The organism is Stenotrophomonas maltophilia, assembly GCF_002799155.1.
Classification (GTDB): domain Bacteria; phylum Pseudomonadota; class Gammaproteobacteria; order Xanthomonadales; family Xanthomonadaceae; genus Stenotrophomonas; species Stenotrophomonas maltophilia_R.
In genome coordinates, this window is the sequence record NZ_NERD01000002.1 from 3,921,419 (window position 1) to 3,939,786 (window position 18,368).

The window sequence follows — 18,368 nt, forward strand, 5'->3', positions numbered from 1 at the left end:
CCCTTTTCATTCAGCTTTCTGTGGATAACCCCGCGCCGGCGCTGTTGGCCTACTTGATCGGCCAACCGTCGGCGTCGCACCCCACAACCACCTGCTGGGCGTTCCCAAAGCCGCCGTCCTCGCGGGCCGTCTTCCGGCTATGGCAGCTGATGCACATCGTCCGCAGGTTCTCCGGGGCGTTGTTGTTGGGGTCACCATCCACGTGGTCGACGTGGGCTTGGCCGCGCCCGGTGCAGAGAACACCGCAGCCATGTTCCTGGCATCGGTACAGGTCCCGAACCAGAATGGTCTCTCGCAGCGCGCGCCAAGCTCGGCTGTTCGTCGGCAAGGCGCGTTTGGCCTGCCGGTTACCTGCCAGCCCTCGGGCGCTCATCAGTAGGGCTTCCCGTCCAGGTCGACGCGCTCAGGCTCGGCATCTTCATCCTGCACCGGTGCACCGGCCTCCTCGCCCAGCAGCTGCGCCACCGCCTGCACGAGCAGGCCAACGTGCATTGCCAGCTCGGCGATCTGCTTGCCCTGCTGCTCGATGATCCCGACCAGTCGGTCGATGCGGCTGTCGGTGCTGCCTTCGATGAGCGCTGACAGGGCAGCATCAGCACCAGCGCGCGCCGCTTGCTCAGCGGTCAGGGCAGCCGCCACCTCTTCAATCCGTGCAGCGTCCATCACCATCCCTCGTCGTTCGCAGTACCAGGCCGCGGCGTATCCACCACTCGACCCGCTCCCAGTCCGGTTCCATGCCCGTGGCCCGGGCAAACCACACCACGGCAGCCAGATACCACCGCAGCCACCAGCGCAGCCACCAGCGCAGGCGGACCGACGCAGTCACTGTCGCGTGCATCAGAATTCCTCCACTTCCCAGCCACCGCCGTCGCGCTTGCGCCTGACCTTCACCGCGATAAAGCGGAACGGGTACATGGCCGCGGCAATCTTGATCTTGGCCCTGGCATCGTCCTGCCAGTGGCCCTTCACCTCGTGGCACTCCATGACGCCGTCGGCAGCCATGACTGCAAAGTCCGGGGTGTAAAACGTGTTGTCAGCCAAGCGCAGCTTCATGCCCTCGAACTTATGCCAGAGGATCTGGCCAGATGCCTCCAGCGCGCGCAGGCGCTCGGCATAGGCGGCTTCAGTCTTGTTGAGCGCTCCCGCCTTAAGCCTTCCCAGCGCCAGCATACGGCGCCCTGCTCCAACCTGGCCGGCCATTATTCCTCTCCTGGTGGAGCGGTCGGGCTGCGTTCCGGCGGCGCCGGCATCGGGTAGTAGCGCCGCTGTCGCTCCCCGCACCAGTACCGTACCGTGGCGCAGACGGCATCCACGATGACGCACAGGCCGATGATGGCCGCGATGCACACCAATCCCTCAATCCAATTCATGCCGCGGCCTCGTTCGGGAACAGCGGGATGACCACCTGTGCCTCCAGCCTGGCCAACTCCCGCTGCAGCCCAGCCTTCTCGCGCTTACGGTCGTTCATCAGGCGCGAACCATAGGAGCCCTTGGCAGCCGAGTCCTTCTCCGCCACCTGGGCGGCTTGGAGCTGCTGCCAGACCGTCATAGCCCGCCGCTGGCCAGTGCGCAGCAGTTCGTCGATCTGGAGGTCGCACCAGACTGCGAACTCGGTGCTCAGCCAGCGCGCGAAGTGAACCGCCAGCTTCGGGTGGAACCAAGTGCCACCGGCCCTGCCTCGGGTCGCCCGGATTAAATCACTCTCTTTGGAGTGATTTAGGGCTACACAGAGCGCTGCCATGTATTCCTTGGTGTCCACGTTGTCCAGGTAGTTCTGCAGACGCTTACCGAAGCGATCGGCGGCCGACGTTGCATGGAACCAGCCGTCGTCGGTAAAGCGAACGGCACTCCCCTTGAAGTCGAGGTTGATGATGTTGGACATACCTGCTCCTTCTGGATCTGCCTGAACAGGAAGCGCGGCCAGCCCATCGGGCAGGACGACGGACGTTCGGTAGCGAACCTAGGCCGCGCTGAAACGCTGAGGCCCCGCTGGGTCACATCCAGACGGGGCCTCGTTAGGTTTGACTTCACTGGTTCCAATGTCTTGGTAACCAGTTTCAAAGACTTTCTGCCGCAGATGTGATAGGCGCGATTCGCGCTTCAATCAGCCTGCAACTGCCGGATCTCGCCCAGCTGCTTGTTGCACTGCTGCAGGCTCAGAATGTTGGCGTTGTAGGCGGACACCACCTGTTCAACGGTCCGATCCTGTGCCCGAGTGATCGGGCACTGCCGGGTCAACGCAGCGGGCGGCGCCACCGGCTTCTCCACCGTGACGTACACCACCTTGGGAATGTCCGGTTTGGCAGCCTTGCTGCAGCTGCCAAACCCGCACAGCGGCAGCGCAGCGACCAGCATCAAAGCAGCGGTATGTCGGCGCATAGGGCCATCTCCAGTTGGGACCGGCATGCCGGCTTGCTCTTGGCGGCCTGCAGCGCCTGCTCAGCCTTGTCGGCTCGGCGCTTGCTCTCGGCTGCCGCCGCTTCCGCCTGGCGCGCAGCTTCATCGGCTGCCGCCCTCTGACGCGCGGCAGCATCGATCGATGCCTGCGTCTGCCGGTTCACGTCCTCCAGCAGGAGGCCGCAGGCGTTGGCCGCACGAAGGTTCTCTGCAGCGTCAGCCTCTGCGGCAGCGCGCGCGTTGTCGGCCTTGGCGATGGTTTCCTGATCCTTGGCAGCCTGGTGGTCGCTGCCGTGCTGGCAGCCCGTAACGAACAAGCCGCCGACCAGCGCCAGGACCGCCAGCAGCTTGAGCAGGTCGGCGTAAGGGCGTAGTGGGTCCAGCATTGGGCACCTACATAAATGGGTCGCCCTCCCTGGGGTACGCTGTGCGTGCTACCGACACAGCCCAAGGAGGGCGAAATGACTGAGATTGTTGGTTTTGACGAGAAGAGCTTCTTGACAGGATTTGAGGCCCAAGGGAAACAACGCGCACTCGAGCTGTTGCTATCCGCGCTGATTACCACGCATCCAGAGCCTCACAAGTTCCGGATCGCTATCGACCACTTGATGAAGGAAGAGGAGAACCTCTTCTACAAGGCCGCTGAGTCACTTGAAGGCGATTCCGCCTCATCCGCACACGCCATCGGCAAAGCCAAATATGCCGCTATGCGCGACAAAGCTGAAAAGGTCATTTCAGCAACTGTCGGATGGGATCCGTAAGGCTCGTCTCTTTGCATAGATCCATGAGGGCCGAATGAGTATCTTTGGCCCTCCTTTCTGCCTTCGAAGGCTTATTCAACCAGTCCCGCAGCCACAGGCGCGGATTCCATTTGTCGTTCATTCCGAACCTCCTGCTCTGATCGTGTCGCTGTCCGGGTCAAACGGCGGCGGCTCCAAGCCGGCCGCACGCATCAGCCCTTCGAGCCGGTAGATGTGACGGATGAGCCGCAGCTCCCTGGCCTCCATGCGGCCAACCCGTTCGCCCAGCCGTGTCACTTCCTCGCGCATCAGCTGGATCACGTTGACCTCGGCCCCTTCCCTGGCTGTCTCTACGAACTGCTTGCGCCACCACAGCGCCACACCGCCAGCCCCAACCATCAGGCCGCCGACGGCGGTGCCGATTGCCTGCCAATCCACGTCGACCCCGATCATGGCGCCACCGTCCCGCCGGCCTTGCGGTAAACCGCCAGCAGGTCGGCCAGCTTGTGTTCGTGCTGGCCGTAGCCGGCGCCTGGCAGGCTCGCCCAGATCTTGCGGACGGCCTTGATGGCTTCCTCGATCTCGCCCGCCTGGATCAGCGGCAGCGCGCGGCGCTCCCGGATCTGCTGCAGCGCGATCAAGTCCTGGCTCAGCGGCGAGAAATCCTTCAGGCCGAGCGTCTTCTTGTAGGCGTCGTAGTAGCGGCGCAGCAGCTGGTAGCGGCCGGCTGCAGTGGACTGGATCTTCAGCCGCGGCAGATCCACCACCACGCGCGGATGGTCGGCGTAGCTCTTGAACAACTGCCCGCCAACGATCACGTCATAGCCGCGGTCCTTGGTGGCCTGCTTGCCGTTGTCCGTACCTTCGGACCACGCCAGCATGTCGAGGAAGGCCACGACGTTCACGCCGCCAGCCTGTTGGGGAGTGATCTGCGCCATAGCTTCTCCGGGCAAAGAAAAAGCCCCGGCTGGGCCGGGGCTTGCGATTGGATGGTGGCAAGATTGCCGCCTTTTCCGATGACCTAGGAAGTCATCGCTATGCGGCTTTGGTGAGGGCCTTGTTGAACTGCCTGACAGCGCGCGCTTCCGCTGCGCGGAAGCTGAAAAGCATCCATTCATAGACCGGTCGCCAGAAACGGCTGTAGGCAGACCAATCGGCACCGATAGCGGCCGCACGTTTTCGGCCACTGAGCGGATCGAAGCCACTCCCCCCGCAGCTGTCGCAGCTCACGATTCCCGAGACCGAAGGGTTGGGAAGAGCCTTCTTGCCTCCGCAGTGGGAACACTCGCATGCCCCCGCCATCTCTTCGATCACCGCCCCGGCCAGCACCCCAAGCTGCTCCATCGTGTTGTTCGGCCAGGCGGCAGCGCGCGCATCTTCCAGCGCTTTCTCGGTACGGACCAGCTCCCGCCTCTGCGCCTCGGTAACCGAACCACCGCACCAGCCCATGCTGGCTTTGGCGATGCCGTAGTCAGTCCGGGCATCGGCAAGGGCGTGCATCTGGCGGGTGAACTCGGGCGCGACCAGGGAGACAACCGCCTGGCGCAACTGCTCGCGCCTCCGCTGGCCACTCTCCGGCCACCACAGCGCCTCCAGCAACTCGCGCCCAAGGCCGGCCGGGACGTACGCCAGGGCGGCCAGAATTTCCTCAGTGCTCGGTCCACCAATGCTTCCGTCGAAGCTCAGTGCCCTCGGTCCCGTCCGGCTCGACAGCAGTTCGCGTGCCTCGTTCATTCCCATGCGCCTTCCCCTTGGTGGTTTGCTCGTGCAGCGCGCGATCGCGCCAGGTGGTGATTTGCTGCGGCCCTATTGAGGCCCTCTCTCGCTGTCCCATCAGGTAGGCACCTCCGGGCGAGCGGCGAGCATGGCGACGTAGCGCTCCCGGTTGGCGGGCGAGTAGTAGCCTCGGCCCATGACTTCGTCCCACAGCTTGCGCATTTCGCGCAGCTGGGACTGCTTCTGTTCTGGCGCCAGCAGGCCGAACCCGTGGTAGACGAGCATCGCCATGCTCACCAGCAGCGCCTGATCCGGTTCCTCGGGCGGCCTGAGGGCGGCGATGATGGCGTGGATCGCGGCCTGATCGTTCCTGTCGAGGTCAGCACCGCATCCAACGTGATAGGCGTCCTCATGCAGCCCAAGCTTTCGCAGCTCAGCGTCCAGCAGCTCCCGCGCCCGCTTCTCGATGGCGTCCATCAGCGCACCTCCGGGCCGGCCGGCTCGGCCGCATAGTGCGTGATCGCCGGGTTGTCACCCCGCCAGCTGCCGAACACTGGCCGCTTGCTCACCGAGTCCCACAGCATCAGCCGTGTACCGTCCTGCGGCGCCTCGGCGATTGGCCTCCAGAATGTGGGCGCGGTCACGCTGCACCTCCGAAATCGATCACACGCATCCATGCCAGGTTGTTGACGGCGCAGTAGCTGGGGACACGAACAACCGCTCCGTCCAACTCCAGCTCCCTCATCTCCTTGAGCACTACCTTGGTCGGCTGCCCAATGCGTTTAGCGATGCTGCCGGTGTACATGACCTCGCGCCGGCGAGCCTCGGCATCGGTGAACGCCTTGTTGATTTCCTGGCGGATGCTCATGCTCGCTGCTCCCAGCTGGCCGTCAGGCGCTGCACCTGCCCGCCGCGGGCCTCGAACTGCTCCACCGTCTCGGCCGGGCCATCGGCGAGCACACGTGCCTTGGCTCGCTTGGGCCGGGATACCGTGTTGTGGTCCATCCGCCGCTCGCGTGGTGCGCGTTGCGGGTTCAGCCTCGGCGCCAAGGTCTTCGTCTTCTTCATGCTGCCGCCCTCAGTTCGTTGATGTAGGTCTGCTGTGCGATCAGGTCGTCGTCCGATCCGAACGCCTCGTGGAATCTCTTGGACCAGTGCAGGGGTGGGCCCCAGCGGGCCACCATTTGCTTCTGCGTCATGTGTTCGCTGCGGTATCGCTGGTGATGCCATTGGCACAACGCATAGCCGAAGAAATGGCCGCGCCGGATGTTTCCCGACTTGGCGTGGTTGTATTCGCAGCCGTAGATCACGTGCTTCTTCGCCATCAGGCCCTGCGCGTAGCGAACGAGGCATGCCATGCACGGCCCGGTCTTCGCCAGTTCGATGCGTGCTGCCTCCGCCTCGGTCGGCGGCGGTGCGTTCGACCACATCAGCGCAGCTCCGGGATCGGGCCGGCGTAGCGGGTGATCGGGATCCGCCGCATGCCGTCGCGCCAGACAGTCATCCCGCGCGTCGCGTAGACCACCAGCGGCTTGATTCCGTAGCCGTAGGCCAGATACCAGCCCGCCTCGGCCACCGGCTCGCTCACAGGGCGCACTTCGACGTTGAAGTGATCGGGGCTCATGCGGCTTTGCCCTCCAGCAGCGCGACGACCTCAGCCAGGCGCGAACGGGTCCGTTCGTCCGCGGTCGGCGATGCCTCAACGGTTCCGGCCAGCAGCGCCACCGGGTCGAAGGCCGGAGTGGCGGGCGGAAGGGCCAAGTACTCCTCCACCTGCTCCTTCATGAGCTGGCCAGCGGCCACCGCCTCGCGCAGGACGCTATCCCGACCGGACACGTCGCCGCCAAGGGACAGCTGATAGGTGGCGCCCCGGTGCGCAGCGCGCGCTTCCTTCACCAACCGGGTGTAGACCTCCAGGAATGCCGGCCGGGCAGCGATCTTGTCGCCCGCCTGCACCAGCGGCAGCGCCGCCGCCCACGCATCTCGGGTCTGCTCAGTCCACACCACGGTCGCACCTTCGTCGGCGGCACGGATCGCGTTGGCCCAAGCCTCATTCGGTGCCGGGTGGCCGTCCTCGATGCGTTCAAGGATCGCCGCCAGCGAAAGCCGCGCCTTCAGCTCTCGGCGGCAGGCCGCCAGCGCGCGCTCCAGCATCGGCAGCGGGTACTGCGCCAGATCCGAAACCATGTAGGCGGCGGCGTTCGGGCTGAGCTGGTCGCCAATCACCTCGGCGGTGGCCACCAGCAGATCGACTAGCCGATCCTGCTCCTGATTACCCAGCATGTGCCGCCCTCCTCTGTGCCAGCAGCGCCTTGGCGGCGTCGGCGGCGCCCAGGTTGGTCTGGGTCTTGTCCGTCTGCCGGGCGGCTTCCTCGGTCACCTGCCGACCGGTGGCCCACTGCGTGCGGTATGCCTCGCACTTCGCCAGCAGCGCGCCCAGGTCGTGCATGTTCTGCACCACGTAGCGCTCGTTGACAGTCAGGAACCACGCGGCCACCAGCGGCGCCTCGCTGTGGCCGAGCCGCTGCACGATCTGCCGGACGTTGGCGTTGACCTTCGCGTTGCGCACCGGCGCCACACCATGGCGGTCGCGGTAAGCGCTGGCGTAGGCCGCCCAGGTGGCTCTGCACGCTGCCTGCAGGTCGGTCTCGGAATCCGCCGCCGGCGGCGCGGCCGGCAGGCCCGCCGGAAATGACGGTTCTCCTGACGGTTCATTGAGGGTTATATGACGGTTAGGCGGCACGGGGCGCACCCCCAGACCTGCGCCCGGTGCATCCCCCCCTGCATGGGGCGCATCCCCCCCTGCATCGGGCGCACCCCCTGCATGGGGCGCATCCCCCCCTGCATCGGGCGCACCCCCTGCATGGGGCGCAGCCCCTGCGCCCGGTGCAGTACCTGCTTTTCCAGACTTGCGGCCAGCCTTCGACGGCGCAGCGGCCTTGTCGAAGTTGGCCGGAGTGACCCTGTAGACCGTGCTGCTGTTGAACCGGCGGTCACGGGTCAGCAGGCCAACGGCCTCCAGATGATCCATTGCCGTGCGCACAGCGCGCGCCGACATGCAGCAGCGCGCGGCGATGGTGCCCACCGCCGGCCAGCACACGCCGTCGTCGTTCGCCTGATCAGCCAACGAGATCAGCACCGCCTTCTGCGTGACGCTCAGGCCCTGTAGCGGCCAGCACTGAGACATGATGATGGTCGACATGTCAGAGCCCCAGCGTCAGGTTCTCGCCCGGCGCAACCGGCCACCAGGTGCATGCAGGCTTGCCCGTGGTTGCGCACGGCGCGGTTGGGCCGCGCCAAATGCGTCCCTCGCGGGCCAGCTCAGGCAGTCGGCGACCCAACATATGGCGATCGAGGCCAGTCAGCGTCGACAGGTGCAGGCTGCTCTGGCCTGGATGGCGGATCACCGCAGCCTCAGCCTTGGCGTGTTGGACGCGTAGCGCGCCGCTGGCGACAAGTTCGGCAGCAGCGGCATGGCTGGTGTGCGGATCGGTGGAGCGCGCGAGCGTGCTGCTCATCGGTACTACCTCGTAGGGTCTTCGGGCCGTTTCAGTCCCTGAAAAGGGACTACTTCGCCGTTGGTTCTCGGGAGCCGGTAGCGGCGCCCAAGTTCGCCGCGTGCCAGCTCTGTTGCGGCCTCCTCAGGAGTGATCCCCAGCGAGGCCGCGTATTGATCAAGCAGCTTTCGCTGATCGCGCGACAGCTGAATTTCCATGGACCCTCCCCAGGGACTCTTTGGGTCCTTCAGGCCACATCACGGTCGGGGCTACGCTGTTCCAGCGCGGCGAGGCCGGCCAGCACCAAGTCACGAACGAACACCGCAGGCTGGCGCCCGTTGAAGTTCGCCGCCGCATCGATCAATGCCTTTTCCGTGTCGTTGAACCGGACCTTGATCGGGTTGTCACGAAGGTTCGAAGGATCTGCGTACATATCCGTATGAGAAGTTCAGGAGGAAGTTGTGGAACGAACTGCTACAGCGCGCGACACGTCAGGCCGCATCGACCGGGACAATTCGGTCATGGTCGAAATCGGTAGGTGCTACGGGATCGGGCGGCTTCACCTCGCCGCCGAGCAGGCGCTGGATCTGCGGCAGTGCCGGCAAAACGCCCTCTTCCGGCCAAGCCTCGACCTCAGCTACGGGAAGCTGGAGCAAGGTCGCGAGGTGCTTGTCGTTTGCGAGGCCGAGCCGGGCGCGCAGCGCGCGCTTGTTCATGCGGCTGTCGACCAACTGGCGAAGGGTTGAACCTTCAGCCGGACTGCCCTGGAGGAACCTGCTCGAATGCAACTTAAGCAACGCAAAGGCACTCGCCGCTCGAGGCGACTGTGATCGTCCCGTGGCGAGATCACCCACGGTCGACCCAGCTGCGCCGATCGCCTCGCCGATCTGGGCATACGTCATACCCACCGACTGAAGCTCACCAATGATGGAAGCCCAAGATTTGTCCATGCCGGCCACACTACGGTATTCCGTAGCATCAAGTCAACGGCATTCCGTTACGGAGTTCCGTTCAAATGATGGGATGGAGACTATCGGCACAAGAATTCGCGCAGAGCGCGAAGCCCAGGGGATCAGTCGCGGGGAACTGGCAAAGTTCGCCGGCATCGCGCCGACCACCCTTTCCAATCTTGAATTGGGCCTATCGAAGTCCAGCACCGCCCTACACAAGATCGCCGCTCGACTCGGTGTCCATGCCGATTGGCTGGAAACCGGACGCGGCCCCAAGGGTGACCGTGGGGCTCCAGTCGCATCGTTCTCGGAGACTGAGACGCCCCCGGGCTATGTTCGCTTCGACTTGTTTGAAGGGGGTGCAGGGATGGGTGCAGGGCTGGTCAACCAGGACTACCCGGAGGTAGTGAAGACCATCGAGGTCGCCGAGTGGGAGGTCCGCCGGAAGCTCGGATACCTACCTAAGCCTGGCAGGATCCAGATCATCACCGGCCGCGGGCCATCGATGCGGCCCAAGCTCGAAGACGGCGACATTGTCTGGATCGATACCAGCTGCAACTACTTCGACGGCGACGACTACTACCTGATCAACATCGGGGGCGAGACCCAGATCAAGATGCTGCAGAAGCGTGGCGACGGTCTCTACGTTGTAAGTGTCAACACCGACTTCCCAGCCTATAGGCCGGATCCTGGCGATGTGAGCATCCTTGGCAAGGCGCTGATCCACGCAGGGCTGCGGAAGTTCTGAGGTCGCAACAGGCTGCCACTATCGTCCCAATCTGGGACAACAAAAAAGCCCCGCCGGAGCGGGGCTTTCTTCCCAGCGACAAGCAAGGCGATTACGTCGCAGCCTTCAATAGCGGTTCCAGCATGTTCTGAAGAACCCAGCTCAAGATACCCACAACGGCCGCTCCCACCGGAATCGTGATGGAGGCTATCGCCACCCACATCTTCACGGTAGTAGGCATATGAGTGATGCGCTCCTTGATCGTCGCAACATCGATTTCGACCGCACGGAGACGGTCGTCGAACTTTGAAAAATCAGTCATAGGTTGCGGACCCGAACTCGACACGGGTGTTTCCAACGTCTTCAGAATGGGGGCCGACGGGCTTACTCTAACAACTACCGTTCTCAGCCCGTCCGGAGAAGACGACACGATGGCTGCTGGAAACTGAACAACGAAGTCCAGACCACCAGCCTTGTCTACGCCGGACACCGTTAAGGTTCCGTGCCGTGCTTGGCTATTGCGGCTTCACGCGCCGCTAGGGACTGCTTAAGTGAGTCCCGCATCTTGCACATCGCGTCGCAGAATTCGTCGAACTTAGCCACTGGGATGAGAACCGTTGCAACGTCCTCCCGGAAGGCCTCCGTTTCGTTGCCCTCGGCCTTAAGGCGAGCGACCTGAATTCCGTCTTGAACAAAGATCTCTTGCTCGAAATTCTCCTGCAGCATGCGCAGACCCTCGCGCCAGTACTGGATATGCACATATCCGTCCGGGCTAGGGCCAGCCAGCGCGATTCCAGTCGCCATGGCGCTGGTAAACGCGGGGTGCTGCACGTGCTTCATCGTCACCTTACTCAAGCCATTCCCCTGTCGTCCGCCCGTCCTGGGCAGCCGAATCATATAGGTGTGTGCCTATTGCAGTCATTAGTACTGCTACTACTGCCCAAGGAGCAGCATCCCAGCCTGGCTCAGCCGTGTCACTTGCAGGGGCGGACGAGCCATTCATGAACCCAATTCCGTAGGTTCATAATTTTCTACGGAATTCCGTTTGACAAGGTATTACGGTATTCCGTAGTCTACATCCTGTCGCCCAACATCACCCCATCCCGGGGCCAGGCGCAGGAGATCAGCATGGCCACCCTTTCCCTCGGCGTCCGCCAGTCGACGCCAACCGTCGCCGCCGACAGCCTCAACGCCAAGGTGGTTTCCGACCTGGGCGCTGCCCGCCTCCTTCAGTCCGCTGACGAAGCCGAGCACTATGCCGGCCAGCTGCTGGAAGCCGCCAAGCAGCTGCGCGCCGCGCAGCAGGGCGCCGCCGCATGAGCGCTACCCTCGCCCGCCACTCCAACGCTCAGCGCGCGGCCGCCGCCGCAGGCATCGTCGCCCGCGCCGGGCGCCGCTGGGGCCTCCTCCCCTACCAGGTCGTCATCGCCTCCAGCATCGCCGCCAATGCCGTCCTGCGGCACGGCCAGAGCGCTGCAGGCGTAGTCGCCGCCGTCCGCCGTGCAGCGCGCGCCAAAGGCGGTGCTGCATGAGCGCCGCTGCTGAAGTGCTGGCGGCGAAGCTGGCCGGCCGCTGTGCAAACGGCCTCGAGCGGGGACAGGGCACCAACCTGCATGCGATCCCGTCCGCGCAGGTGCGGCGTCATGGTGGATATGTCGAAGCCACCGGCAAGGCCCTATGCGGGGCAGCGCCAGGGCGCCGTTCCGTGGGCTGGACCGCCTGCGAATCGCATCCTGTGACCTGCCCTCGCTGCCAACGCGCCCTGGCGCGTGGCAAAGGCGGTGCTGCATGAGCCGCAAGTATAGAAACGAGCTGCCGCAGCTCGACACAGCACTGTCGGCTTTGGAGCGGGCCGCCCGCGAGGCATTCGGTGTCGCACAGGATGACTATCCCCCCGGCGCCAGCTGCATCGTCCGTTCCCAGCGCTACGGCCATCCCGTTGTCGAACGCGTGGCGCTGATCGTCAGCACGGCCGTGGATCTGCACATCGGCATCGATGGCGAGCCCTGGGCCTCGGTCAGCATCCGGACAAGGAACCTCAAAACCGGAAAGCACCGCGTCTTCTATCCATCCGTAGAGGTCGCCGGGCGGCCCAGCCTACGCGCCATGGCTGGTGCCGAATGACCGATCCCGACTTCTTCGCCGCCATGGCCGTCGGCATCCCGCCCATCACCCCGCCAATCCGTATCGGCCTCGACCTGGCCGCCGGCACCGACACAACCGTCGTGGCCGAGGTCGCGGCCGACGGAACGATCACCCGAATGACCACCCTCCAGAAGGAACAGAGCAATGGATAAGCCCACCTACAGCTGGTCCAGCAACTGCGACACCTACACCGGCGACTTTGGTTCGATCGATGAGGCCGTGCAGGACGCTTTTGACAGCGGGGTCGACGCCGAGGGCGTGAATGTCGGCGAGAACAACTATGTCGATGCCAGCCGCTTGGTCGATGTTGACCACCTGATCGACCAGCTGCAGGACGCCATGTTCCAGATCGTCGGCGAGGCCGCAGACGCGTTCCTGACTAGCGTTTCCGCCGAGAAGAAGGCCGAGCTGGCGGAGCTTACCGGGGCGTGGGTGCGTAGCGCGGACAGTGCCGTCTACTGGGAAGTGGACAACCCCAGCTTCCACCGGTTCGCCGACTACGGCCTGGTCAGGGAGAGCGAGTAATGCGCCACCTGGCCCTGCCCTTCTACTGCGCCGTCGTCGTCGCCCTCCTGCTGGCGCTGCTCGCGCGCGCCATCTACACCGATGCCGGCTCCCTCCTCCCGCCCTTTGGTGCTGGCGTTGTCTTCTTCACCTGGTGCGGCGTGCGCGACCTGCGGCGCAACTGGCCCGCGTTCCGCGACGAAATGCGCCAGCGCTCGGCAGAGCGAGCGCGCACACCGCTGCCCGCCGACGACACCCACTGACCCCCTGCCCTGCGCTCTCCCCCTGTAGCGCAGGGAACCCGCGCCGGCCGGGTTCCAACAGCCGGCAACCCATTCCAGGAGTCCAGCGTGCGTAACCAGCTCGACATCTTCGATCACGACCCAGCCCGCATGGCAGCGGCCAACCGCGCCGCCGCCGAACACGCGCTGCACGACGTGCAGTTCACCGAGGCAGAGCGGGAGGAGCGCGCCGCTCACTACATCGGCGAGGTCGAACGCTGGGAACACCTCGCCGCGCACAGCGCGCGCTCCACCAACAGCAAGGACATGCAGGCATGACCACCGACAAAAAGACCCTGGCGGACGTGCAGCCCGGTGGGATGGTGAGGCTGGGGGATGGCTGGACCGGCTGGGCCACCCAGTACCCGAACAAGATGCCGAAGCTATGCGGTGCACGCGAGATCGCTGAGCTGAATCATTACCCGGAGGAAGGGCAGCGCCTGATCTTCCTGACGGAGAATCCGGTGCAAGTCGGGGATCTGGTTGATGCAGCGCGCGCCGCTCTCCCGTTTGTGGCCTTCGCATACTCAAAGGGCGTGGCCGGCGCCGAGGAAGCTGGCCGTGCCATCGAGTCCGCCCTCTCCGCCCAGCCCTCCCCGGGTGGTCAGGATGTGCTCTTCATTATTGAAGAGCTGGCAGAACTGCGGCGGCTCGTCCCATCGGTCAATCAGAAGCAGGCACTGGACGCAGCTATCGCAGCACTCGCCGCCCGCCAGCCGGTGGGGGAGCCGGTGGCTTGGTACTACGGTTTCTCTGACACCGGCGAGGCTGGGCCGGTCACATTCGGCGGGAACCCGGGCGCGGAAGCAATCGCGTGGGCAGAGCGCCACGGTCACACGCTGCACTACCTCTACGCCGCCCCGCCCGCGCAGGCAGTGGAGCTTGCACGCGCCAAAGTCAAGATTGCCGCATTGGAGTTGCAGCTTGCGACGTATGAAGCGCCCGCGCAGGCCGTGGACTATCAGGCTGCGCTGCTCGCAGAAGAACGCTCCCATAGCGAGACCATCGACCAGCGCGACCGCTGCGAAGAAGTAGCCGACGAGCTGGCCGCCCGCATCGCAGCCATCACTGGCGTGGATATCGGTGAGCACAGCAGTGCCAACTGCCCTTGGCAGAACGCCATCGAGGCGGCGGAGGAGTACAAGCCCGCGCAGGCCGTGGACCTGGGCGACTTCAAGGCACTGTATCGAGCCTACGTCCGCCTGCTGGAATCTGGCCGGGATCGAATCAGGGATCTTGGCGGCACCTGCGATCCGGTCGATGTGATGGAAGCCAACGACGTAGACCTGCAGGCTGCGCGGCGCGTCCTCGACAGCCAGGCGGTGGGCAATGGGTGACGCTCTCCCGGCCGTTCTGGACCCGTGCTGTGGCAGCCGCATGATGTGGTTCGACCCCAGTGACCAGCGCGCCCTGTTTGGCGACCAGCGGCACGAAACCATCACGGTGATCGACCGCACCCATCGCGCAGACGGCACGCGCGTCCTGTCCATCCATCCGGACTGCCTGCTGGACTTCCGCGCCCCGCCCTTCGCGGACGGATCGTTCCCGCTGGTGGTGTTCGATCCGCCGCACCTGGTGCGTGCGGGCAACGGAAGTTGGCTTGCCGTCAAGTACGGGAAGCTCGGCAACGACTGGCGCGAGGATCTGCGCGCCGGGTTCGCGGAGTGTTTCCGGGTGCTTCGCCCCGAAGGCGTGCTGATCTTCAAATGGTCGGAGGTGCAGGTGGCCACGCGCGACGTGCTGGCGCTGACCGACGCTCGCCCGCTGTTCGGGCATCCGTCCGGCAAGCGCGCCGGAACCCACTGGATCTGCTTCATGAAGGAGCCCGCCCATGGCTGACCAGCTGCTCATCTCAACACCAATCTCTCCCCATCAGCTCGCAAAGCAGCGCTTCAACTTTGTTTCGCGCGTCTTCGCGGGAAGTCACCGGAATGTCCAGGCCAATCTGACTCGGTCCGTAGATCACTTGGAAGCCAGTAAGCGAGCCTTTTCCGGGGCCATCCAACGCAACTCGAACGGTTACATCACGCGCTCTGACCTTGAAGTTCCAATTCTCGTACCAGCGGATTTCTTCTGCCATGCACTACCCCTTCAACAAAACCTCTCATTCCTGAGCATACACAAGGCACCCACTACTCCCAATGGCCTCAACAATGGCTGACCAGCTGCTCACCGCTGCACCAGGGAAAGGCAAAGGCGTCATCGATCAAGACCTAGCGTTCAAGATCGCCGACGGCATCGTTTCTCGGAGGCTGGCCAAGGGATGGTCGCGTCAAACCATCCTATCCAGCATCGAGGGAGGTCCGTCGCCATGCGGGCGTGCGTTCTATCTGATGCGCGGTGGCGTCATCGTGGTCGCCCTCTTCCCGATGACGCAGCTGAGCGATATGAACGGTCGTGGGTACTGGTACTCAATCCGCGACCTGTTCCCGCCGCTTCCATATCGCACCCATGCAGATACTGAAGATCTGCAGCCGTTCAAGGTCGGTGACAAGGTCTGGGCTTGGTACAAGGACGAGCCCAGGGCTGATTATGGCCAACCCGATCAGCCGGGCGACGACATAAACTGGAGTCGGTGCTTTCCGCTGTTCACCGTCAAGAGCGTGACGGGTCCACACCTCGAACCGGCAAAGTTCGCCGGTCGATCGCACTACCAAGTGCAGCTCAGGTATCGCGAAGGGCCGCCCGCCACCCACTACGACGCGGGCTACCACGACGTTTGCCCGATCAAGGGGCGCCCCTGGCAGATGCGCGGAGACGGCGACTACCTTCAGTTGGTGCACCGTGCACCGCCTGCGGCAAAGCCACGCCGTGCTGCTGCGGTGCCACCGCCCACCCACACCCTGCCGCCGCCGTTGCCGGCCCAACTGGACCTGTTCGCATGACCGCTCTAGCGCTTCCGCTCCGCCTCAAGCTCGCCCAGCACGGCCGCCAGGCCGCGATTGCTGGCAATAGCTCGATCATGCCGGGTCTCCCCGGGCTTTCCCGCATTGAGCCATTCCTTCGCTCGCGTCCGAAGCACCAGGTTTGCCGCTTCCAGAACGACCTGGTGGCGAGCATTCCTATGCCCATTCGCGAGCCGAGGGCCGAACACAGTCAGCAGCGTCGCGCCCGGCTCCAGAAGCTGTTGCGCGGCGTCGCCCTCCAGGTGCTCACCGTGGTGAACCTGCCTGGCCAGCGCATCCAAAAGGTCGGCCAGCGATCGGTCAGCGCCAGGAGCCATGGCCGCACGGATCTGCTGCCGCTGCCAATGCGTCGTCGGCCTCTTGGCCAATACCAAGTCCTGAACGTCAGCGCTTTGTCGCAGAGCGCCCGCCTCAGCCTTGGCGCGGAGCCACAACTCCGCATGCGTCGAATTCGCATATTGACTCATGCACCCCAGTGTAGCGCTAGCCATTCCCCTCGTTTCCAACGGAGCTGACACATGACCCAGGAACATATCAGCCACCCGGAAGGGTTGCCGAACTGCGCCGCCGGACACCGCGTGCGCCACATCCACGACAAGCGCTGCGCCTCCGCCGGCGGTGGCCACCTGGTCGAATGCGCCTGCAGGTCGACCAGCAAGCATGCCGATCCCGACAAGGCCATCGCAGCGTGGCGACGGCTCAACCGTCCCGAGCGCAGCGCGCGGCCGGCCGCAGTGGCTGCGACGGCCAACAACGTCCTGCAGTTCCAGTTGGGGCTGACCTCAAGAACTCCGAAACACGCTTCCGGGAGCAACAATGTCCGCTGAAAACATCGATCCCATTCTGAAAATGCCCGTCGTTGTGAAGATCACTGCTCTTTCCGAATCCTCGATCCGCCGCGGCATGCGCAATGGCACGTTCCCCGCCTGCAAACGACTGGGGCCGCGTGCCATCGGCTGGCCGGAATCAGTGATCAGGACTTGGGTTGCCGGGACTGACGCTGCTTCTGCTTCGCCAGGTGATCAGCCCACCGGTCCATCATCTTGATCCTATCGGCCAGAAACTCGGCGTGGTTGTAGGCCGCGCCGGTCTTGTTCGTCTTGGCGTGCGCCAGCTGCATGTCTACCACGGCCGACGGGTATCCGGCCTCGTGAAGCCAGGTCGATGCGGTCGCGCGGAAGTCGTGGCCAGAGATCTCATCCATACCGAGGTACTTCAGGCCCATGTTCACCGCCTCGCGTGACATGGATTTCTTCGGATCCCGCTGATTGGGGAACAGATAGGTTCCGGCGCCGGTGATGCCTTGCAGTTCACAGAGGAGCGCGACAGCGCGCGGGGCCAGCGGCACCCAGTGCTTACGGCGCTTCTTCATCTCACCGGCGTCGATCTTCAACAGCGGCGGATCAGCTTCCCAGTCAATGTTCACCCACTTGGCGGTCCGCAGCTCCTTGGTGCGGACGAAGGTGAGCGCCAGTAGCTCAATCGCAATGGCCGTCTCACGATTCCCGGGGTACGTCTCCAGGCCAGCGAGCAGCTTGCCCATTGTCGCGGCGGAGTGCGCCACAGCGTGCGTCACGGGCGGCTTCTTGATCGCGCGGCGTACGGGGTGTGTTGGGTCCGCGTCGGCGCGCAGGTTGACGATCGCATGCTCGAACACCGACGACAGCGTCTGCCGGGTGACGATGGCCACGTGGGGACCGGCCTTCTCGGCCTTGCGTAGAAGCTTCAGCACATCAGCAGGCGTCACCTCACGGATCGGCCACTTCCCAATCTCTGGCAGGATCCGCTGGTCGAGGTAGCGCCTTGCCCGATCTCGATGCGAGGCCGACCAACCCTTCTCCGCGCTTGCATACCAGTCCTCAGCGTTCTCCGCGACAGTGTTAAGAGCGCTCTCTTCGCTGCGGGCCTTGGCGATCTTCCGTTGCAGCACTGGATCTTGCCCAAGCTTCACCTGCGACTTGGCCTGGCGCATCGCAGCGCGCGCATCCGCCAAGCTCACGTCCTGCAGGCTGCCGATGGCCAGCAGCCGCTGCTTGGAATCGAGGCGATAGGCGTACCGCCACAGCTTCGATCCGTTGGGCCGGATTTCGAGGAACAGCCCACCACCATCGCTCAGTCGATAGGGCTTCTCTGCCGGCTTTGCGCCGCGAATCTTGAAGTCTGTAAGAGCCATCGAACGTCGTCCGTCCCTGTACGCATTGTGGGCCAGATGATACCAACATCCGTACCAACAATTTCGTGCGCTCTTATGACGGCTCGTGATCCCTTCTGAATGCAAAATTCAGCCGTTATGGCTGAAAACAAGGCACTTTCAGCAACTCGATGACAGCTTGTGATTTCTCATGATTGCCGTGACCCCATTCAAACTGATGATGCGCATGCGGGGACCTGCGGCGGGAAACCGGGCAAGCATACCGGTTGCCCGCAGCGCTGCGCAGTCCGCAGGGCCGGGCCTGGACAGCCTTCACAAGGGCCCGGACGAGCGCGAAACGCCCAGCTGGATTA

The 18,368-nt window shown here is 64.3% G+C and carries 39 protein-coding genes; 14 read left to right on the top strand and 25 right to left on the bottom strand.

Annotated elements, in window-relative coordinates; all coding sequences use genetic code 11:
* Window positions 1–49: 49 nt before the first annotated feature.
* The 6 genes from B9Y82_RS18665 to B9Y82_RS18695 all read right to left on the bottom strand — a co-directional run bounded on the left by B9Y82_RS18665 (window position 50) and on the right by B9Y82_RS18695 (window position 2,783).
* Window positions 50–373: an HNH endonuclease gene (locus B9Y82_RS18665; protein ID WP_099553154.1), complete on the bottom strand. Its 324-nt coding sequence runs from the start codon at window positions 371–373 to the stop codon at window positions 50–52.
* Window positions 373–663 (bottom strand): hypothetical protein, encoded by a 291-nt coding sequence (locus B9Y82_RS18670; protein WP_100475280.1) that lies wholly within the window; start codon window positions 661–663, stop codon window positions 373–375. The genes B9Y82_RS18665 and B9Y82_RS18670 overlap by 1 nt, the downstream gene beginning before the upstream one ends.
* A 174-nt stretch (window positions 664–837) precedes the next feature.
* Window positions 838–1,200: a DUF1064 domain-containing protein gene (locus B9Y82_RS18680; protein WP_238381642.1), complete on the bottom strand. Its 363-nt coding sequence runs from the start codon at window positions 1,198–1,200 to the stop codon at window positions 838–840.
* Window positions 1,201–1,366: 166 nt separating this feature from the next.
* Complete coding sequence (locus B9Y82_RS18685; RefSeq protein ID WP_100474851.1) at window positions 1,367–1,882, bottom strand: KilA-N domain-containing protein; 516 nt, start codon at window positions 1,880–1,882, stop codon at window positions 1,367–1,369.
* Window positions 1,883–2,100: 218 nt separating this feature from the next.
* Window positions 2,101–2,379: an Rz1-like lysis system protein LysC gene (gene lysC / locus B9Y82_RS18690; RefSeq protein WP_100474852.1), complete on the bottom strand. Its 279-nt coding sequence runs from the start codon at window positions 2,377–2,379 to the stop codon at window positions 2,101–2,103.
* A complete protein-coding gene (locus tag B9Y82_RS18695; RefSeq protein WP_100474853.1) occupies window positions 2,355–2,783 on the bottom strand; it encodes a hypothetical protein in 429 nt (142 codons plus the stop codon). The genes lysC and B9Y82_RS18695 overlap by 25 nt, the downstream gene beginning before the upstream one ends.
* Window positions 2,784–2,858: 75 nt before the next feature.
* Between B9Y82_RS18695 and B9Y82_RS18700 the strand changes: the two genes are divergently transcribed.
* A complete protein-coding gene (locus tag B9Y82_RS18700) occupies window positions 2,859–3,158 on the top strand; it encodes a hypothetical protein (protein ID WP_100474854.1) in 300 nt (99 codons plus the stop codon).
* Window positions 3,159–3,275: 117 nt separating this feature from the next.
* Here the strand turns inward: B9Y82_RS18700 and B9Y82_RS18705 are convergent, their stop codons facing one another.
* The 14 genes from B9Y82_RS18705 to B9Y82_RS18765 form a co-directional block, all read right to left on the bottom strand.
* Entirely contained in the window at window positions 3,276–3,590 is a 315-nt protein-coding gene (locus tag B9Y82_RS18705; protein WP_032129818.1) for a hypothetical protein, read from the bottom strand.
* On the bottom strand, window positions 3,587–4,075 hold the full coding sequence (locus B9Y82_RS18710) for a glycoside hydrolase family 24 protein (protein WP_100474855.1): 489 nt from the start codon (window positions 4,073–4,075) through the stop codon (window positions 3,587–3,589). Before B9Y82_RS18710 ends, B9Y82_RS18705 begins: the two co-directional genes overlap by 4 nt.
* 97 nt (window positions 4,076–4,172) lie before the next feature.
* Window positions 4,173–4,871 (bottom strand): hypothetical protein, encoded by a 699-nt coding sequence (locus B9Y82_RS18715; RefSeq protein ID WP_238381643.1) that lies wholly within the window; start codon window positions 4,869–4,871, stop codon window positions 4,173–4,175.
* Window positions 4,872–4,970: 99 nt separating this feature from the next.
* Window positions 4,971–5,330 (bottom strand): hypothetical protein, encoded by a 360-nt coding sequence (locus tag B9Y82_RS18720; protein WP_100474857.1) that lies wholly within the window; start codon window positions 5,328–5,330, stop codon window positions 4,971–4,973.
* Window positions 5,330–5,497 (bottom strand): hypothetical protein, encoded by a 168-nt coding sequence (locus tag B9Y82_RS20690; protein ID WP_157804675.1) that lies wholly within the window; start codon window positions 5,495–5,497, stop codon window positions 5,330–5,332. Before B9Y82_RS20690 ends, B9Y82_RS18720 begins: the two co-directional genes overlap by 1 nt.
* Complete coding sequence (locus B9Y82_RS18725; RefSeq protein WP_100474858.1) at window positions 5,494–5,721, bottom strand: hypothetical protein; 228 nt, start codon at window positions 5,719–5,721, stop codon at window positions 5,494–5,496. The genes B9Y82_RS20690 and B9Y82_RS18725 overlap by 4 nt, the downstream gene beginning before the upstream one ends.
* Entirely contained in the window at window positions 5,718–5,921 is a 204-nt protein-coding gene (locus B9Y82_RS18730; RefSeq protein ID WP_100474859.1) for a hypothetical protein, read from the bottom strand. The genes B9Y82_RS18725 and B9Y82_RS18730 overlap by 4 nt, the downstream gene beginning before the upstream one ends.
* Window positions 5,918–6,283: a Ref family recombination enhancement nuclease gene (locus B9Y82_RS18735; protein ID WP_100474860.1), complete on the bottom strand. Its 366-nt coding sequence runs from the start codon at window positions 6,281–6,283 to the stop codon at window positions 5,918–5,920. The genes B9Y82_RS18730 and B9Y82_RS18735 overlap by 4 nt, the downstream gene beginning before the upstream one ends.
* Window positions 6,283–6,477: a hypothetical protein gene (locus B9Y82_RS18740; RefSeq protein ID WP_005418745.1), complete on the bottom strand. Its 195-nt coding sequence runs from the start codon at window positions 6,475–6,477 to the stop codon at window positions 6,283–6,285. The genes B9Y82_RS18735 and B9Y82_RS18740 overlap by 1 nt, the downstream gene beginning before the upstream one ends.
* Window positions 6,474–7,136 (bottom strand): hypothetical protein, encoded by a 663-nt coding sequence (locus tag B9Y82_RS18745; protein ID WP_100474861.1) that lies wholly within the window; start codon window positions 7,134–7,136, stop codon window positions 6,474–6,476. Before B9Y82_RS18745 ends, B9Y82_RS18740 begins: the two co-directional genes overlap by 4 nt.
* Complete coding sequence (locus B9Y82_RS18750; RefSeq protein WP_065200528.1) at window positions 7,126–8,055, bottom strand: helix-turn-helix domain-containing protein; 930 nt, start codon at window positions 8,053–8,055, stop codon at window positions 7,126–7,128. The genes B9Y82_RS18745 and B9Y82_RS18750 overlap by 11 nt, the downstream gene beginning before the upstream one ends.
* 1 nt (window position 8,056) lies before the next feature.
* Complete coding sequence (locus tag B9Y82_RS18755) at window positions 8,057–8,371, bottom strand: hypothetical protein (RefSeq protein ID WP_065200527.1); 315 nt, start codon at window positions 8,369–8,371, stop codon at window positions 8,057–8,059.
* Window positions 8,372–8,597: 226 nt separating this feature from the next.
* Window positions 8,598–8,783 (bottom strand): hypothetical protein, encoded by a 186-nt coding sequence (locus B9Y82_RS18760; protein WP_008268731.1) that lies wholly within the window; start codon window positions 8,781–8,783, stop codon window positions 8,598–8,600.
* A gap of 58 nt (window positions 8,784–8,841) precedes the next feature.
* A complete protein-coding gene (locus B9Y82_RS18765) occupies window positions 8,842–9,300 on the bottom strand; it encodes a hypothetical protein (protein WP_065200526.1) in 459 nt (152 codons plus the stop codon).
* Window positions 9,301–9,373: 73 nt separating this feature from the next.
* Between B9Y82_RS18765 and B9Y82_RS18770 the strand changes: the two genes are divergently transcribed.
* Window positions 9,374–10,048, top strand: a complete 675-nt coding sequence (locus B9Y82_RS18770; RefSeq protein WP_065200525.1) for an XRE family transcriptional regulator — start codon at window positions 9,374–9,376, stop codon at window positions 10,046–10,048.
* A 91-nt stretch (window positions 10,049–10,139) separates the two neighbouring features.
* On the opposite strand, the gene B9Y82_RS20695 is transcribed toward B9Y82_RS18770, so the two are convergent.
* On the bottom strand, window positions 10,140–10,517 hold the full coding sequence (locus tag B9Y82_RS20695) for a hypothetical protein (protein WP_155760534.1): 378 nt from the start codon (window positions 10,515–10,517) through the stop codon (window positions 10,140–10,142).
* Window positions 10,518–10,519: 2 nt separating this feature from the next.
* The gene (locus B9Y82_RS18780; RefSeq protein WP_065200524.1) at window positions 10,520–10,867 is read right to left on the bottom strand and encodes a hypothetical protein; all 348 of its coding nucleotides are present in this window, start codon (window positions 10,865–10,867) and stop codon (window positions 10,520–10,522) included.
* Between the two features lie 288 nt (window positions 10,868–11,155).
* Here B9Y82_RS18780 and B9Y82_RS18785 point away from each other — a divergent pair, with 288 nt between their 5' ends.
* The 9 genes from B9Y82_RS18785 to B9Y82_RS18820 all read left to right on the top strand — a co-directional run bounded on the left by B9Y82_RS18785 (window position 11,156) and on the right by B9Y82_RS18820 (window position 14,796).
* Entirely contained in the window at window positions 11,156–11,347 is a 192-nt protein-coding gene (locus B9Y82_RS18785; RefSeq protein ID WP_065200523.1) for a hypothetical protein, read from the top strand.
* On the top strand, window positions 11,344–11,559 hold the full coding sequence (locus B9Y82_RS18790; protein ID WP_100474862.1) for a hypothetical protein: 216 nt from the start codon (window positions 11,344–11,346) through the stop codon (window positions 11,557–11,559). The genes B9Y82_RS18785 and B9Y82_RS18790 overlap by 4 nt, the downstream gene beginning before the upstream one ends.
* Before the next feature lie 256 nt (window positions 11,560–11,815).
* Window positions 11,816–12,151: a hypothetical protein gene (locus tag B9Y82_RS18795; protein ID WP_100474863.1), complete on the top strand. Its 336-nt coding sequence runs from the start codon at window positions 11,816–11,818 to the stop codon at window positions 12,149–12,151.
* Window positions 12,148–12,324 carry a hypothetical protein gene (locus B9Y82_RS20700; protein ID WP_157804677.1) on the top strand — a complete coding sequence of 59 codons (177 nt, stop codon included), beginning with the start codon at window positions 12,148–12,150 and terminating at the stop codon, window positions 12,322–12,324. Before B9Y82_RS18795 ends, B9Y82_RS20700 begins: the two co-directional genes overlap by 4 nt.
* On the top strand, window positions 12,317–12,697 hold the full coding sequence (locus B9Y82_RS18800) for a hypothetical protein (RefSeq protein WP_100474864.1): 381 nt from the start codon (window positions 12,317–12,319) through the stop codon (window positions 12,695–12,697). The genes B9Y82_RS20700 and B9Y82_RS18800 overlap by 8 nt, the downstream gene beginning before the upstream one ends.
* Window positions 12,697–12,939 carry a hypothetical protein gene (locus tag B9Y82_RS18805; RefSeq protein WP_100474865.1) on the top strand — a complete coding sequence of 81 codons (243 nt, stop codon included), beginning with the start codon at window positions 12,697–12,699 and terminating at the stop codon, window positions 12,937–12,939. The genes B9Y82_RS18800 and B9Y82_RS18805 overlap by 1 nt, the downstream gene beginning before the upstream one ends.
* Before the next feature lie 87 nt (window positions 12,940–13,026).
* A complete protein-coding gene (locus B9Y82_RS18810; RefSeq protein ID WP_100474866.1) occupies window positions 13,027–13,236 on the top strand; it encodes a hypothetical protein in 210 nt (69 codons plus the stop codon).
* Window positions 13,233–14,294 (top strand): hypothetical protein, encoded by a 1,062-nt coding sequence (locus B9Y82_RS18815; protein ID WP_100474867.1) that lies wholly within the window; start codon window positions 13,233–13,235, stop codon window positions 14,292–14,294. The genes B9Y82_RS18810 and B9Y82_RS18815 overlap by 4 nt, the downstream gene beginning before the upstream one ends.
* A gap of 40 nt (window positions 14,295–14,334) precedes the next feature.
* Window positions 14,335–14,796: a class I SAM-dependent methyltransferase gene (locus B9Y82_RS18820; RefSeq protein WP_238381644.1), complete on the top strand. Its 462-nt coding sequence runs from the start codon at window positions 14,335–14,337 to the stop codon at window positions 14,794–14,796.
* Window positions 14,797–14,809: 13 nt separating this feature from the next.
* Here B9Y82_RS18820 and B9Y82_RS18825 read toward each other — a convergent pair whose 3' ends face one another.
* Window positions 14,810–15,037: a hypothetical protein gene (locus tag B9Y82_RS18825; RefSeq protein ID WP_100474869.1), complete on the bottom strand. Its 228-nt coding sequence runs from the start codon at window positions 15,035–15,037 to the stop codon at window positions 14,810–14,812.
* Between the two features lie 73 nt (window positions 15,038–15,110).
* Between B9Y82_RS18825 and B9Y82_RS18830 the strand changes: the two genes are divergently transcribed.
* Entirely contained in the window at window positions 15,111–15,842 is a 732-nt protein-coding gene (locus B9Y82_RS18830) for a hypothetical protein (RefSeq protein ID WP_157804679.1), read from the top strand.
* Window positions 15,843–15,847: 5 nt separating this feature from the next.
* Here the strand turns inward: B9Y82_RS18830 and B9Y82_RS18835 are convergent, their stop codons facing one another.
* Window positions 15,848–16,330, bottom strand: a complete 483-nt coding sequence (locus tag B9Y82_RS18835; protein WP_157804681.1) for a hypothetical protein — start codon at window positions 16,328–16,330, stop codon at window positions 15,848–15,850.
* A 51-nt stretch (window positions 16,331–16,381) separates the two neighbouring features.
* Here B9Y82_RS18835 and B9Y82_RS18840 point away from each other — a divergent pair, with 51 nt between their 5' ends.
* Together B9Y82_RS18840 and B9Y82_RS21070 are read left to right on the top strand one after the other, a co-directional pair.
* A complete protein-coding gene (locus B9Y82_RS18840; protein ID WP_100474872.1) occupies window positions 16,382–16,690 on the top strand; it encodes a hypothetical protein in 309 nt (102 codons plus the stop codon).
* A gap of 22 nt (window positions 16,691–16,712) precedes the next feature.
* A complete protein-coding gene (locus B9Y82_RS21070; RefSeq protein WP_428993190.1) occupies window positions 16,713–16,910 on the top strand; it encodes a helix-turn-helix transcriptional regulator in 198 nt (65 codons plus the stop codon).
* On the opposite strand, the gene B9Y82_RS18850 is transcribed toward B9Y82_RS21070, so the two are convergent.
* A complete protein-coding gene (locus tag B9Y82_RS18850) occupies window positions 16,837–18,036 on the bottom strand; it encodes a tyrosine-type recombinase/integrase (protein WP_100474874.1) in 1,200 nt (399 codons plus the stop codon). The two genes, B9Y82_RS21070 and B9Y82_RS18850, sit on opposite strands and share 74 nt — an antisense overlap.
* Between the last annotated feature and the right edge of the window lie 332 nt (window positions 18,037–18,368).